General features: G+C 63.9%; 12 protein-coding genes. 7 read left to right on the plus strand and 5 right to left on the minus strand.

Going from position 1 to position 13,331, the window contains the following annotated elements; genetic code table 11:
• Window positions 1–84 precede the first annotated feature (84 nt).
• Window positions 85–441, plus strand: coding sequence for a DUF4189 domain-containing protein (locus tag G3574_RS07450; RefSeq protein WP_163961587.1), 357 nt, complete (start codon window positions 85–87; stop codon window positions 439–441).
• A 133-nt stretch (window positions 442–574) separates the two neighbouring features.
• On the opposite strand, the gene G3574_RS07455 is transcribed toward G3574_RS07450, so the two are convergent.
• Window positions 575–1,450 (minus strand): sulfurtransferase, encoded by an 876-nt coding sequence (locus G3574_RS07455; protein ID WP_163961589.1) that lies wholly within the window; start codon window positions 1,448–1,450, stop codon window positions 575–577.
• A gap of 190 nt (window positions 1,451–1,640) precedes the next feature.
• On the opposite strand from G3574_RS07455, the gene dnaE reads away from it, so the two are divergent.
• Window positions 1,641–5,117, plus strand: a complete 3,477-nt coding sequence (gene dnaE / locus G3574_RS07460; RefSeq protein ID WP_163961591.1) for a DNA polymerase III subunit alpha — start codon at window positions 1,641–1,643, stop codon at window positions 5,115–5,117.
• Window positions 5,118–5,431: 314 nt separating this feature from the next.
• On the opposite strand, the gene G3574_RS07465 is transcribed toward dnaE, so the two are convergent.
• Complete coding sequence (locus G3574_RS07465; RefSeq protein ID WP_163961594.1) at window positions 5,432–6,031, minus strand: GNAT family N-acetyltransferase; 600 nt, start codon at window positions 6,029–6,031, stop codon at window positions 5,432–5,434.
• A 21-nt stretch (window positions 6,032–6,052) separates the two neighbouring features.
• On the minus strand, window positions 6,053–6,436 hold the full coding sequence (locus G3574_RS07470; protein WP_163961595.1) for a DUF2917 domain-containing protein: 384 nt from the start codon (window positions 6,434–6,436) through the stop codon (window positions 6,053–6,055).
• A gap of 124 nt (window positions 6,437–6,560) precedes the next feature.
• Between G3574_RS07470 and G3574_RS07475 the strand changes: the two genes are divergently transcribed.
• Both G3574_RS07475 and G3574_RS07480 read left to right on the plus strand, forming a co-directional pair.
• Window positions 6,561–7,469 (plus strand): LysR family transcriptional regulator, encoded by a 909-nt coding sequence (locus G3574_RS07475; RefSeq protein ID WP_163961597.1) that lies wholly within the window; start codon window positions 6,561–6,563, stop codon window positions 7,467–7,469.
• A gap of 148 nt (window positions 7,470–7,617) precedes the next feature.
• The gene (locus tag G3574_RS07480; protein WP_163961600.1) at window positions 7,618–7,950 is read left to right on the plus strand and encodes a hypothetical protein; all 333 of its coding nucleotides are present in this window, start codon (window positions 7,618–7,620) and stop codon (window positions 7,948–7,950) included.
• A 58-nt stretch (window positions 7,951–8,008) separates the two neighbouring features.
• On the opposite strand, the gene G3574_RS07485 is transcribed toward G3574_RS07480, so the two are convergent.
• Together G3574_RS07485 and G3574_RS07490 are read right to left on the minus strand one after the other, a co-directional pair.
• Window positions 8,009–9,040 carry a glycosyltransferase family 9 protein gene (locus tag G3574_RS07485; RefSeq protein WP_163961602.1) on the minus strand — a complete coding sequence of 344 codons (1,032 nt, stop codon included), beginning with the start codon at window positions 9,038–9,040 and terminating at the stop codon, window positions 8,009–8,011.
• Window positions 9,037–9,807: a glycosyltransferase family 2 protein gene (locus G3574_RS07490; protein WP_163961604.1), complete on the minus strand. Its 771-nt coding sequence runs from the start codon at window positions 9,805–9,807 to the stop codon at window positions 9,037–9,039. The genes G3574_RS07485 and G3574_RS07490 overlap by 4 nt, the downstream gene beginning before the upstream one ends.
• Before the next feature lie 99 nt (window positions 9,808–9,906).
• On the opposite strand from G3574_RS07490, the gene msbA reads away from it, so the two are divergent.
• Genes msbA through waaF form a run of 3 tightly spaced genes read left to right on the plus strand, consistent with a single transcriptional unit; the run spans window position 9,907 to window position 13,287 of the window.
• Window positions 9,907–11,643, plus strand: coding sequence for a lipid A export permease/ATP-binding protein MsbA (gene msbA / locus G3574_RS07495; protein ID WP_163961606.1), 1,737 nt, complete (start codon window positions 9,907–9,909; stop codon window positions 11,641–11,643).
• On the plus strand, window positions 11,643–12,230 hold the full coding sequence (locus G3574_RS07500; RefSeq protein ID WP_163961609.1) for a peroxidase-related enzyme: 588 nt from the start codon (window positions 11,643–11,645) through the stop codon (window positions 12,228–12,230). The genes msbA and G3574_RS07500 overlap by 1 nt, the downstream gene beginning before the upstream one ends.
• A 10-nt stretch (window positions 12,231–12,240) precedes the next feature.
• Entirely contained in the window at window positions 12,241–13,287 is a 1,047-nt protein-coding gene (gene waaF / locus G3574_RS07505; RefSeq protein ID WP_205609690.1) for a lipopolysaccharide heptosyltransferase II, read from the plus strand.
• Window positions 13,288–13,331 lie beyond the last annotated feature (44 nt).

Here is a 13,331-nt window from a genome sequence, read left to right on the forward strand (position 1 = left end):
GCAGGCCGCGTCCTTGCTGGCCTGCGTGAATCCGCGGGCCATCTTCACACCACGTTTTGAATACAAATCCAGGGAGGGTGGTTCATGAAACACTTTGCAAAATGGGCGCTGGTAGCGACTTACTTTGTGGCGCACAGCGCATTCGCCGTCGGCTCGATCGCGATCGACGACCAGATCGGCGAGGCCGAGCCGGCGTACGGCGTCGTGGTCGGCGAGGATTCCGCCGACGCGGCGAAGAAGGAAGCGGTCAAGACCTGCAAGGAGTACGGCGGCACGAACTGCAAGGCCATGGTCTGGTTCAAGAAATGCGGCGCGGTGGCGGTAACGAAGAAGTATTATGGCTACGGCTATGGCGACACCAAGGCGGTCGCCACGCAGAAGGCGCTGGAAATGTGCGGCCGCAACAACTGCAACATCGTGGCATCGGAGTGCGAGGAGTAAGCTCCGCGCGATCTTGAAATGTCATTCCCGCGAAGGCGGGAATCCCATTGCGCGCCACTCCGGACCATTGAAATGGGATTCCCGCCTTCGCGGGAATGACAAAAGTAGGCGGGAATGACAGAAGTGGTCACAACTACGCAGCCGCGCCCTCCGGCGCATTTTCCCGCATCGCCTTCCTGCAATGCGGGCACGATTCCCCCTCTACGTAATACGGCGACAACTGCTCCCGCGGCGTGACCACTGCGCGGCAGGCGAAGCATTGCGTGGTGTCGGTCGCTTCGAGCTGCGGATTCAGCGCGGTGCGGTAGTCGAAGACGAAGCAGTCGCCGCTGTAGTGTGCGCCGCCGACTTCCTCGAAGTACTTCAGGATGCCGCCTTCGAGCTGGTACACGCTGTCGTAGCCGACGTTCTGCATGTGGATCGCCGCCTTCTCGCAGCGGATGCCGCCGGTGCAGAAGGTAACGACCGTCTTGCCGGCGAACTCCGGCTTGTGTTCTTCCACCACCGCCGGGAATTCGCTGAACTTGTCGATGCGAAAGTCGACCACGTTGTCGAAGGTGCCCACGTCCACCTCGAAGGCGTTGCGGGTATCCATCATCACCACCGGCTTGCCATGGTCGTCATGTCCCCGGTCGAGCCAGCGCTTGAGGGTCTGCGCATTCACCGCCGGCGCCCGGCCTTCCTCGGGGCGGATCAGCGGGTTCTTCATGGTGATGATCTCGCGCTTGAGCTTCACCAGCATCTTGGTGAAGGGCTGGCGGTCGTAGTAGCTTTCCTTGGCCTCGATGTCGGCGAAGCGCTGGTCGGCGCGCAGCCAGGACAGGAAGCCGTCGATGCCTTCACGCGCTCCCGCGAGGAACAGATTGATGCCCTCGGGCGACAGCAGGATGGTGCCTTTCAACCCGAGCTCTTCGCAGATGGCGCGGAAGGCCGAGCGCTTTTCCACGGTGTCGTCGAAGGTGATGAACTTGTAGGCGGCGATGTTGACGATGGGCTTGCTGGCAGACATGGATGTTCCGAAATGAAATGCGACACCCCGCGCCTGGCTGTTGCGTTTTCCTCACTGCAATCGGCCGCGCGAACGGTGTCGTCTTAAGTCGTTGATTTGACGCCATTATAAACGGCGACGCACCAAAAATCCGTCTTCGATCAACACCATTGCCCTAGGGTATGGACTGCTCACGGAGTAAAATAGCCGGATGACCTCGCCGCAATTCATCCATCTCCGCCTGCACTCCGAATACTCCATCGTCGACGGCCTCGTGCGCATCGACGACGCGGTTAAGGCCGCCGCAAAGGACGGCCAGCCCGCCCTCGCCATCACCGACCTGGCCAACCTGTTCGGCATGGTGAAGTTCTACAAGGCGGCACGCGGCAAGGGCGTGAAGCCCATCGCCGGCTGCGACGTCTGGATCAGCAACGACGACGACCGCGACAAGCCTTCGCGCCTGCTTTTGCTGGTGAAGAACCGCGAAGGCTACCTGCAGTTGTGCGAACTGCTGAGCCGCGCATGGCTGACCAACCTCTACCGGGGCCGCGCGGAACTGCGCGCCGAGTGGCTGGAAAACGGCGCGGCCAGCGGGTTGATCGCCCTGTCCGGCGCCCACTCCGGCGACGTCGGCATGGCCATCGACAACGGCAACATCGCACTGGCCGAACGCTGCGCGCGCCGCTGGGCCGCCATCTTCCCGAATCATTTCTACGTCGAGGTGCAGCGCTACGGCCAGCCCAACATGGACGCCCATGTGCGCCAGGCGGCCGCGCTCGCCACCCGGCTCGGCCTGCCGGTGGTGGCGACCCATCCGATCGAATTCCTCAAGCAGGATGAATTCGTCGCGCACGAGGCGCGCACCTGCATCGCCGAGGGCGAGATCCTCGCCAACCCGCGCCGCGCCAAGCGCTTCTCTGACCAGCAATGCTTCAAGCACCAGGCTGCGATGGCCGAGCTGTTCGCCGACATGCCCGCCGCGGTGCAGAACACCATCGAGATCGCCAGGCGCTGCAACCTCACGCTGGAACTCGGCAAGCCCAAGCTGCCGCTGTTCCCCACGCCCGACGGCATGTCGCTCGACGACTACCTCGTGCAGCAGGCGCAGCAGGGCCTCGAAGCGCGCCTGCTCCAGCTCTTTCCCGACGAGGCGAAGCGCGAAGCCAAGCGTCCGCGCTACGAGGAACGCCTGAAGTTCGAGACCGACACCATCATCAAGATGGGCTTCCCGGGTTACTTCCTGATCGTGGCCGACTTCATCCAGTGGGCCAAGAACAATGGCGTGCCGGTCGGCCCGGGCCGGGGTTCGGGCGCGGGTTCCCTGGTTGCCTACAGCCTCAGCATTACCGACCTCGATCCGCTGGAATACAACCTGCTGTTCGAGCGCTTCCTGAATCCGGAGCGGGTATCCATGCCCGACTTCGATATCGACTTCTGCCAGGAAGGCCGCGACCGCGTCATCCAGTACGTGAAGGACCGCTACGGCCGCGAGGCGGTGTCGCAGATCGCCACCTTCGGCACCATGGCCGCCAAGGGCGCGGTGCGCGACGTCGGCCGCGTGCTCGACATGAGCTATACCTTCTGCGACGGCCTGTCCAAGCTCATTCCCTTCAAGCCCGGCAAGCTGGTGACCATCGCCGACGCGCTGCAGGAAGAGCCGCTGCTCAAGGAGCGCATGGAAAAGGAAGAAGAGGTCAAGCAGTTGCTCGACCTCGCGCAGCAGGTCGAAGGCATCACCCGCAGCATCGGCATGCACGCCGGCGGCGTGCTCATCGCGCCCGGCAAGCTCACCGATTTCTGCCCGCTCTACACCCAGGGCGGCGACGCCGGCGTGGTGTCGCAGTACGACAAGGACGACGTCGAAGCCGTCGGCCTGGTGAAGTTCGACTTCCTCGGCCTCACCACCCTGACCATCCTCGACCGCGCGGTGCGCTACATCAAGCAGCTGGATCCCGCCTTCGCGGAATTCGACCTCGCCAAGCTGCCGCTCGACGACCGCGCCTCCTACGAACTGCTGACCAAGGCCCGCACCGTCGCGGTGTTCCAGCTGGAAAGCCGCGGCATGCAAGGCATGCTCAAGGATGCGCGGCCCGACCGCTTCGAGGACATCATCGCGCTGGTGGCGCTCTACCGCCCGGGCCCGATGGACCTGATTCCCGATTTCTGCCGCCGCAAGCACGGCGAGAAATTCGACTATCCCGATCCGCGCACCGAGGGCATCCTGGCCGAGACCTACGGCATCATGGTCTATCAGGAACAGGTGATGCAGATGGCGCAGGTCATCGGCAACTATTCGCTTGGCGGCGCCGACCTGCTGCGCCGCGCAATGGGCAAGAAAAAGGCGGAAGAAATGGCGCAGCATCGCCAGATTTTCCGCGAGGGCGCAGCCAAGAACGGCCTGTCGGAGGAGAAGGCGGACGAAATCTTCGACTTGATGGAAAAGTTTGCCGGCTACGGCTTCAACAAGTCGCACGCCGCCGCCTACGCGCTGCTGTCGTACCACACCGCCTATCTCAAGGCGCATCATGCCGCTGCCTTCATGGCCGCCAACATGTCGCTGGCCATGGACGACACCGACAAGATCAAGATTCTCGTCGAGGACGCGATCGACGTCTGCGGCCTGAAGATCCTGCCGCCCGACATCAACCTCTCGCACTACCGCTTCATGCCGGCGTGGAACCCCGATCCGGCGAAGGACCAGCCTGAGGAAGGCAAGCGCGCGCGCTTCATCCGCTACGGCCTCGGTGCGGTCAAGGGCAGCGGCCAGAACGCCATCGAAGCCATCATTGCCGCGCGCGAATCGGGCGGGCCGTTCAAGGACCTGTTCGACTTCGTCAAGCGCGTGGACAAGCGCCAGATCAACCGCCGCACCATCGAGGCGCTGATCCGCGCCGGCGCGATGGATGGCTTCGGCATCGACCGCGGCGTGCTCATCGCCTCGGTCAACTATGCGATGGAATGCGCCGAGCAGGCCGAAGCCTCGGCCAACCAGGTCAGCCTCTTCGGCGGCGACGACAGCGACCTCGTCGCCCCGCCGGAATACGTCAAGGCGCCGGCCTGGAGCGACAAGCAGCGACTCACCGAGGAAAAGGTCGCGCTCGGCTTCTACCTATCCGGCCACCTGTTCAACGCCTACGAGGAAGAGGCCCGCAAGTTCGCCCGCAGCAAGCTCGCCAGCCTCGAGCCCTCGCGCGAACCGCGCCTGATCGCCGGCATCATCAGCGCCGTGCGCACCCAGATGACCCAGCGCGGCAAGATGGTGATCGTCACGCTCGACGACGGCACCGCCACGGTCGACGTGACCGTCTACAACGAGCTCTACGATCCCAACCGGGCCTTGTTCAAGGAAGACGAATTTCTCGCGGTGCAGGGCAAGGTCTCGGAAGACCGCTTCTCCGGCGGTCTGCGCATCACCGCCGACAAGGTGATGGACATCGCTACCGCCCGCATCGCCTTCGGCAAGCAGTTCGCGTTCTCGCTGTCCACGCGGATGGACGCGGCGCAGATCAAGACCATCCTGGCGCAGTTCCGGTCGGAGAGCGGGTTGCCGCTGACCATGCGGTACATGCAGGATGGGGTGGGGAGCTGCGAGATCCGGCTTGCGGATGATTGGCGCGTGGCGCCGGCGGACGGGTTGAAGCAGATGCTGGAGCGGCTTGGGGTGAAGGGGGCGATGGTGGAGTATTGACGGGATTTGCTTTGTCATTCCCAGCTATCTCCATCATTCGCGCGCAGGCGCTAAGCTGCAAAAGCGCCCCGACAAGCTCCCTCCCTTTCAAGGGGAGGGCCGGGGTGGGGATGGGTTTCGTTCGCGAGTAAAAGACAGAATTCAGTTCGCTGGCGATGTTAGTGCTGTTCTTTGATTGCACTGGAAACCCATCCCCACCCTAACCCTCCCCTTGAAGGGGAGGGGACATGGCGGCGTGAATTAAGCACACGTTGCAAAGATGTGAGCACAGATTCCCGCCTGCGTGGGAATGACAGGTGGCCCGCAACGAATCCCTAACCCCGCCCCCGCACTCCAATTTCCTTCACCGCCCGCCGCAGATACGCCCCATCCGGATGCCTCGTCAGCCGGAAGCCAAGTTCCAGCATTAGTCCCCGCATCGGTTCATTATCCGCGAGCACATCCCCGCCCAGCCGCTGCACGCCCGCCTCCCGCGCCAGCGACACCACGCCGCGCACCAGCCGCCGTCCCAGCCCTTCGCGCTGCCAGCCGTCCGCCACCACCACCGCGAATTCCGCCTCGCCGGGCACATCGCCAACGACATACTGCGCCATGCCAACAAGCCTGTCATGACCATCCTCGCTGACCGCGGCCACGAGGTTCATGGCCTTGCCCGGCGCGTTGGCGGTGAAGCGTTCGATCATGTCCGGCGTCAGTTCATGCACCGGATAAAAGAAGCGCTGGTATCGGCTTTGCAGTGACAGGTCGCGGACCATCTGCTGGATGCGCGGCCCGTCCTCGGGCCGCGACAGGCGCATGACGATGACGTCGCCCTTGCGTCCGCGCCAGACGTCGCGCACGCCATCGGAGCGCGGCGTGAAGTACCACGTCAGCAATTCCTTCCAGTGCAGGGAGAAAGGCAGGAGTTCGATCATGATGCGCTCCTTGCGGCAAACTCAGGCCAGCGCCGGTTGCAGGCTGAATGCGGTGCGGCGCGTGTTGCGCAAACCGCCTTGATGGCCGGGCTGGTTGCCATGGATCGCGAAGCGCGCATGGCCCATCGGCGACAACAGGGCAAGGCCATCGCGGTCGATGACATGTTCTTCGCCGCGCGACAGCACCACGTCCCGCAGGTCGCCATCCTGGGTGATCCATAGTTCTCCTTCGAGCACGACGACTCTCCAGTCCCTGGCATCGAGCAGGCGCAGGTGCTGGCGGGCCGTCAGTTCGAGTACCTGGCCGCCGCAGCGCGGGCCGGCCGCGTTCGTCAAGTTGGTCACGTTGGTCAGGTTGGAGGGCGAGGGAAGGGGGGCGACGAGGGAATGAAGGTTGGCGCTCATGGCGTTCTCCTGAAAGAGCCGGTGATGTCGGCCCATGGAGCACAGTATGATTTATTCTTCGGGCTTTACAATCCATCAAGATGGAATAAGATTGTTCGCATGGAAGAACAATCAAGGAGCCGGCATGAATAACCTGGAAGGGATGATCACCTTCGCCAAGGTCGTCGAGACACGCAGCTTTTCCGCCGCGGCGGATGCGCTCAAGACTTCGAAGTCGCAGATCAGCAAGCAGATCAACCAGCTCGAAAGCGCGCTGGGCGTGCGCCTGCTGCAGCGGACGACGCGCCGGATGAGCCTGACGGAGATCGGCGCCGCCTACTATGAACATTGCCAGCGCATCGCGCAGGAGATCGATGCCGCCGGCGAGACCGTCACCCAGCTGCAGGCGGAACCGCGCGGCGTGCTGCGCATCACCTCTCCGGTGATCTTCGCGTCGCTGCACCTCGCGCCCGCGCTGCAGAGCTTCCTCGAGCGCCACGAGCATGTGGAGATCGACCTGCATGCCAGCGACCGCACCATGGATATCGTGGATGACGGATATGACCTCGCCATCCGCATCACGGACAAGCCCTTGCCCAACATGGTGGCGCGCCAGATCGCGCCGGTGCGGTGGGTGACGTGCGCGGCGCCGTCCTATCTCGAACGCCACGGCACGCCGCGCACGCCGCAAGAATTGCAGGACCACCAGTGCTTGATGTACCAGGGCATTCCGGCAGCGCGGACCGACTGGCGCTATCTCGCGGGGAACAAGGAATGGGTGCTGCATCCTAAGGGCCGGTGCAGGGTCAACAGTTCGGAAGTGTTGCTGCAGCTCGCGGTCGATGGCATGGGCATCGTGCTGTTTCCGAAGTACATCCTCGGGCACTACCTGAAGACCGGGCAGCTCGTGGAGATCTTGCACGACACGGTGGCCAATCCAAACATGGGTCTCTACGTGATCTATCCGCCTAACCGCTACATGCAGCCCAAGGTGCGGGCCTTCATCGATCACTTGATGGCGCACTTCACGCCGGTTCCGCCTTGGGAGCGTTGACGTGCTTAATGAGACTGGGAAAGATTGATGTACCGCAAGCGCATGTGCAAGTTGTAACGAATCTTATCCTATGTCAGCGATGCCAGGAGACCATCGTTTTAGAGTTACACGCACCTCGTGTACAACCAACTCTGAAAAGGAAACTCTCATGAAAAAAATCATCGCCCTCATGATCGCCGGCTTGTTCGCTTCCGCTTCCTTCGCAGCAAGCCACACCGCGCCTGCTACCACCACCGACAAGCCGGCCGCCGCCGCCGAAGCCAACAAGGACATGAACAAAGCCGACGCCAAGGCAGAAAAGAAAGCCGCCAAGGCCGACAAGAAGGCCATGAAGGCAGAAGCCAAGGCTGACAAGAAGAAAGCCAAGGCTGATGCGGAAGCCAACAAGGACAAGGCAGAAGCCAAGGCCGACAAGACCGCAGCCGCCGCCGAAGCCAAGGCAGACAAGGCCGATGCCAAGGCAGACGCCGCCAAGAAATAATTCCGGATCAGGATTCACGACAACGGGAGGCAGGGAAACCTGTCTCCCGTTCTTGCGTTTACGGCGTGCCGTTGTGGAAGACCTGTTTCTCCCAGCCATCGATCACGTCGGCCACGTCCTTGGGCGTGATGTTGCGCATGCAGGCGCAGTCCGCCGGATCGCTGCAGCCATCGCAGCCCGTCGGCTTGACCAGTACCTGCGCCCGCGCGCCGAGCGCGCCCCAGCGCCCCGGGTCGATGGGACGCATCGGTGGAAACAATCCCAGCGTGCGCTGGCCCAGGGCGGCGGACAGATGCAGCGGTCCGGTGCCGCTCGCGACCAGTCCGTCGCATGCGGCAATGAAGGCCGTCAGCTCGTCGAGTCCGAAACGGCCGCACATGTTGTTGACGTTCGGCATGCCGATCAGGTCGGGCGCATGGCGCGCGATCCATTCCCCCTCGCCGGCGCTGCCGGTCACCCACAACCTGATCTTTCCCTGCGTCTGGAGCAGGCGCGCCAAGTCGGTGAAGCTGCGCAGCGGCCATTCGCGGCCGTTGCCGTTCGAGCGGGGATGAATGACGATGTTGAGCTGTTCGCGCGGCAACGCCGGCAGGCCGGGATGGTCCGGCGCCTGCAGGTGGTACAGGGCCGGGATGTCTTGCAGCGCGGGCACGTAATCGATGCCCAGCGGCTTGAGCAGCTTGAAGTTGAGCTGCGCTTCGTGCAGGTCCGACTTGACCCGGCTGAAATGCGCGAGGCGGTTGCAAGTCAGCCAGTGGAACCAGCGATGGCTTGTGCCGACGCGGTTCCGGATGCCGGCTTTCTTCGCGGCCCGCGCCAGGCGCTTGTCCGGCTTGGCAAAGATGATGGTGTCGACGTCGGATCGCGAGAATTCCTCCGCGGCATCGCCTAGCTGCTCGAGCTCGACCACGTAATCGAGCGCCTTGCAACAGCGCACCATGGGCGCGGCGTACCCGCGCACCAGGAAGCCGATGCGCGCCGCCGGGAAACGTTGCCGCAGGAACCCGGCCAGCGGCAGGGTCAGCACCACGTCGCCGATGTTGTCGGTGCGGCAGATGAGAATGTGCGAGGGAGTCAGCCTGGTCTTCATCGTCGGGGAATGCCTTTGGCAGCTTGTTCGGACAGCAGCATCAGCTTCAGGTACTTGTGATAGGTGCTCTCGGCGGCGGAGATCGCCACCATCAGCCCGGCGCGGCCGTCGAGGAAGCCGCGCTTGAACACATACGAACGCAGGAAGGCGGACAAGGCATGGCCCACCGCCTTGCCGAGGCCGCCGCGCTTGCCGGCGGCAAAGGCCTGCTTCGCGCCGAGCGTGGAGTAGTGGTTGAGCTTGTGCAGCACCGATTCATCGTCGAGATAGCTGTAGTGGATCATGTGCGACGCCAGCCGGCCGGTCGTTCCCTGCGTCACGCGCAGCGACTCATGCACCAGGCTGTCCGAGAAACGGGCCGCGCCGCGACGGAAAAGACGAACGATATGGTCCGGATACCAGCCGGAGTGATGGATGAAGTAACCGCAAAAGCTCGACAGCCGGGGCAGGGCGTAGGCGGCGTGCGCGCCATCACGCATCGCCGCCAGGATCTCGTCGCGCAGGGGCTCGGTGATGCGTTCGTCGGCATCGATGGACAGTACCCAGTCGCCGGTCGCGGCATCCAGGGCACGGTTCTTCTGGGGACCGAAGCCCGGCCAGTCCGGCGTCTCGATGACCGTCGCGCCGAAGTCGCGGGCGATCTGCGCCGTGCCGTCCGTGCTACCCGAATCCACTATAATCCATTCATTTGCAAAGCCGACGCTCTCCAGGCATGCGCGGATGTTGGATGCTTCATTCTTGGTGATGAGGATGACGGAGAGTTTCATAACGCACATGTTCGCTGCGCGCCGCGGGAATCGGCGCCGCATGGATTGTAGCCGCTTTTGCAGCCCGGTCCTTACCGCAAGCTTACCCCTGACTACCTGATGCGACTGCCCCCCAACCTCAAGCGCCTCGCCAGGATGCTGCCGCCTTACCGCAACCGCATCCTGCTGGCCCTGGTCGGCATGGTGCTCACGGCGAGCACCGAGCCGGCCCTGACCAAGCTGATGGAACTGCTGTTCGACCGGGGCTTCAAGCCCGACCGCAGCTTCTCGCTCTGGCTGGTGCCCGCCTTCCTCGTGGGCCTGTTCATCGTGCGCGGCGTCTCCACCTTCATGACGACATACATGATGACCTGGGTCACCACGCGCCTGCTCAACGACCTGCGGCGCGCGGTCTTCCACCGCATCCTCGACGTGCCGATCGACTTCTACGTGAAGCATTCCACCGGCAGCGTCATCAACGCCATGATGTTCGAGACGCAGCAGATCATCGACATGATCAAGAACGTCATCACTTCGCTCATCCGCGACACGCTCACCGCCGCCGGCCTGCTGGCCGTGCTGTTCTACTACAACTGGCAGCTGACGCTGATCACGCTGGTCCTCATCCCCACCACCGCCATCGTGGTGCGCGTGACCGGCAAGCGGCTGCAGCGGCTCACGCGTAACTATCTCGGCGTGAACGCCAACATGACCCAGGTGCTCGAGGAGACCACCCGCGCCCAGCAGGTCATCAAGATCTTCGGCGGACAGGACTACGAGCGCAAGCGCTTCGAGCAGCGCGCCGAGCAGCTCCGCAGCTACTCGATGCGCATGAGCAGCACCTTCGCCGCCACCGTGCCGATCACGCAAAGCATCGCCGCCATGGCGGTGTCCGTCGTGATCGTGATCGCCCTGGTCCAGGCGCAGAACGACCAGACCACGGTCGGCACCTTCGTCGCCTTCATCACCTCCATGCTGATGCTGCTCACGCCGCTCAAGCGCATCGCCGAAGTCAACGGCCCGCTGCAACGCGGCCTGGCGGCGGCGGACGCGGTGTTCGAACTGGTCGACGCACCGCCCGAGCGCAGCGGCGGCAAGACGCTTCCCGCCCGGGCGCGCGGCCGGCTCGATTTCGTGGATGTCAGCTTCACCTATCCCGGCCAGCACAAGCCGGCGCTGTCGCACATCGACCTTTCCGTCGCACCCGGCGAGACGGTGGCTTTCGTCGGCATGTCGGGCGGCGGCAAGTCCACGCTGGTCAACCTCGTGCCGGAATTCCATGCGCCCACCGCCGGCAAGCTCCTGCTCGATGGAGGGCCGATTTCCGACCTGTCTCTGGCCAGCCTGCGCGCGCAGATCGCCATGGTCAGCCAGCAAGTGGTGCTGTTCGACGACACCGTGGCCGCCAACATCGCGTATGGCGACCCGCATCCCGATCCGAAGCGCATCGAGGCGGCCGCGAAGGCCGCGCACCTGTCGGACGTGATCGCCGGCCTGCAGGAAGGCCTCCAGACCCAGGTTGGCGACAACGGCAACCGGCTCTCCGGCGGACAACGCCAGCGCCTGGCGATCGCCCGCGCGATCTACAAGGACGCGCCCATTCTCATCCTCGACGAAGCCACTTCGGCGCTCGACACCGAGTCCGAGCGTGCGGTGCAGGCGGCGCTCGACGAGCTCATGCATGGCCGCACCACGCTGGTCATCGCCCACCGCCTGTCCACCATCGAACGCGCCGACCGCATCGTGGTGCTGTCGGAAGGCCGCATCGCCGAATCCGGCACCCACGCCGAGCTGCTCGCGCGGCAGGGCGTGTATGCCAATCTTCACCAACTTCAATTCACGAAGGAGCCAGAGTGATGTCCGCACCGTCGATTTCCCGCTTCCCCGTTCCCGAGCTCCAGGACTTGCCCGACGACATCCGCGAGCTCATCCTCGCCGTGCAGGAAAAGGCCGGCTTCGTGCCCAACGTGTTCCTGACGCTGGCGCACCGCCCGGCGGAATTCCGCGCCTTCTTCGCCTACCACGACGCGCTGATGCTCAAGGAAACCGGCAGCCTGTCCAAGGCCGACCGCGAAATGATCGTCACCGCCACCAGCGCCCGCAACCATTGCCTCTATTGCGTGGTGGCCCACGGGGCGCTGCTGCGCATCTATGCCAAGCAGCCGCTCGTTGCCGACCAGGTGGCTGTCAACCATCTCAAGGCTGACATCCCGCCGCGCCAGAAAGCCATGCTCGACTTCGCGATCAAGGTCTGCGAGCGTTCGCATGAAGTGAATGACGACGATTACGCCGGACTGCGCCGCCATGGCTTCGACGATGAAGACATCTGGGACATCGCCGCCATCACCGCCTTCTTCGGCCTCTCGAACCGCATGGCGAACGTGATTTCCATGCGGCCGAACGAGGAGTTCTTCCTGATGGGCCGCGTGCCGCGCACCAAGTGAGCCTGCCCGCATGACCGTGCCCGTCGCCGGCGTGCCGCGCACGCTGATCATATCGCCCAACTGGATAGGCGATGCCGTCATGGCCCAGCCGCTGCTGCGCCTGCTCAAGGATGCGCACCCGGAGCGCCCGATCGACGTGCTTGCGCCGACCTGGGTGGCACCCGTGTGGCAGGCGATGGGCGAGGTGGACACGGTGCTCGAAGCGCCGTTCCGGCATGGCAAGCTGCAATGGGGCGAGCGGCGCAAGTACGCGCGGATGCTGAAGCAGCGCGGTTATGCCGATGCCTACGTGCTGCCCAACACCCTGAAGTTCGCGCTCATCCCCTGGCTGGCCGGCATTCCCAAACGCGTCGGCTACAAGGGTGAGATGCGCTATGGCCTCATCAACGTCATGCATCATGACGATCCGAAGGCGCCGCGGCCGATGGTGTCGTTCTACGCGGCGCTGGCCATGCCGCCGAAGCGCGACGTGCCATTGCCCCCGTCGTTGCCGCGTCCCGCGATGGCGGTGGACGAACAGGCGCTGGCGCAGGCGCTGGTCAGGCACAGGCTCGACCCGAAACACAGGCTCATCGCTTTCGCACCCGGGGCGGAATTCGGCTCCGCCAAGCGCTGGCCGGCGTCTTATTTTGCCGAACTCGCGCGCAAGCTCATGGCGGAACGGCTGGAAACGCAAATCGTGCTGCTCGGTTCGCCCAAGGATTCCGAGGTCACCGCCGAAATTCTTGCCCTCGCGCCGGGCGTGCGCAACCTGGCCGGCAAGACCTCGCTCGCCGAAGCCATTGCCATCATTGCCCGGGCCGATGCCATGGTCAGCAATGACTCCGGGCTGCTGCACATCGCCTCCGCGCTCAACCGGCCGATCGTGGCGATCTACGGGCCCACCGATCCGAACCACGCGCCGCCGTTTTCCGACAGGTCGGCGTCGTTGTATCTTGGGTTGGAATGCGCGCCCTGCAGGCAGCGGGAGTGTCCGCTGGGGCATCACAACTGCATGCGGGGGATTGGGGCGGGGATGGTGAAGCGGGAAGTCGAAAAGGTGTTGCTCAAGGTTTAATCTATTTCTGACCACTAATATTGTTTGAGCGTCTTGCCTGCAAA

This window comes from Noviherbaspirillum galbum (assembly GCF_010974945.1).
GTDB lineage: Bacteria > Pseudomonadota > Gammaproteobacteria > Burkholderiales > Burkholderiaceae_D > Noviherbaspirillum > Noviherbaspirillum galbum.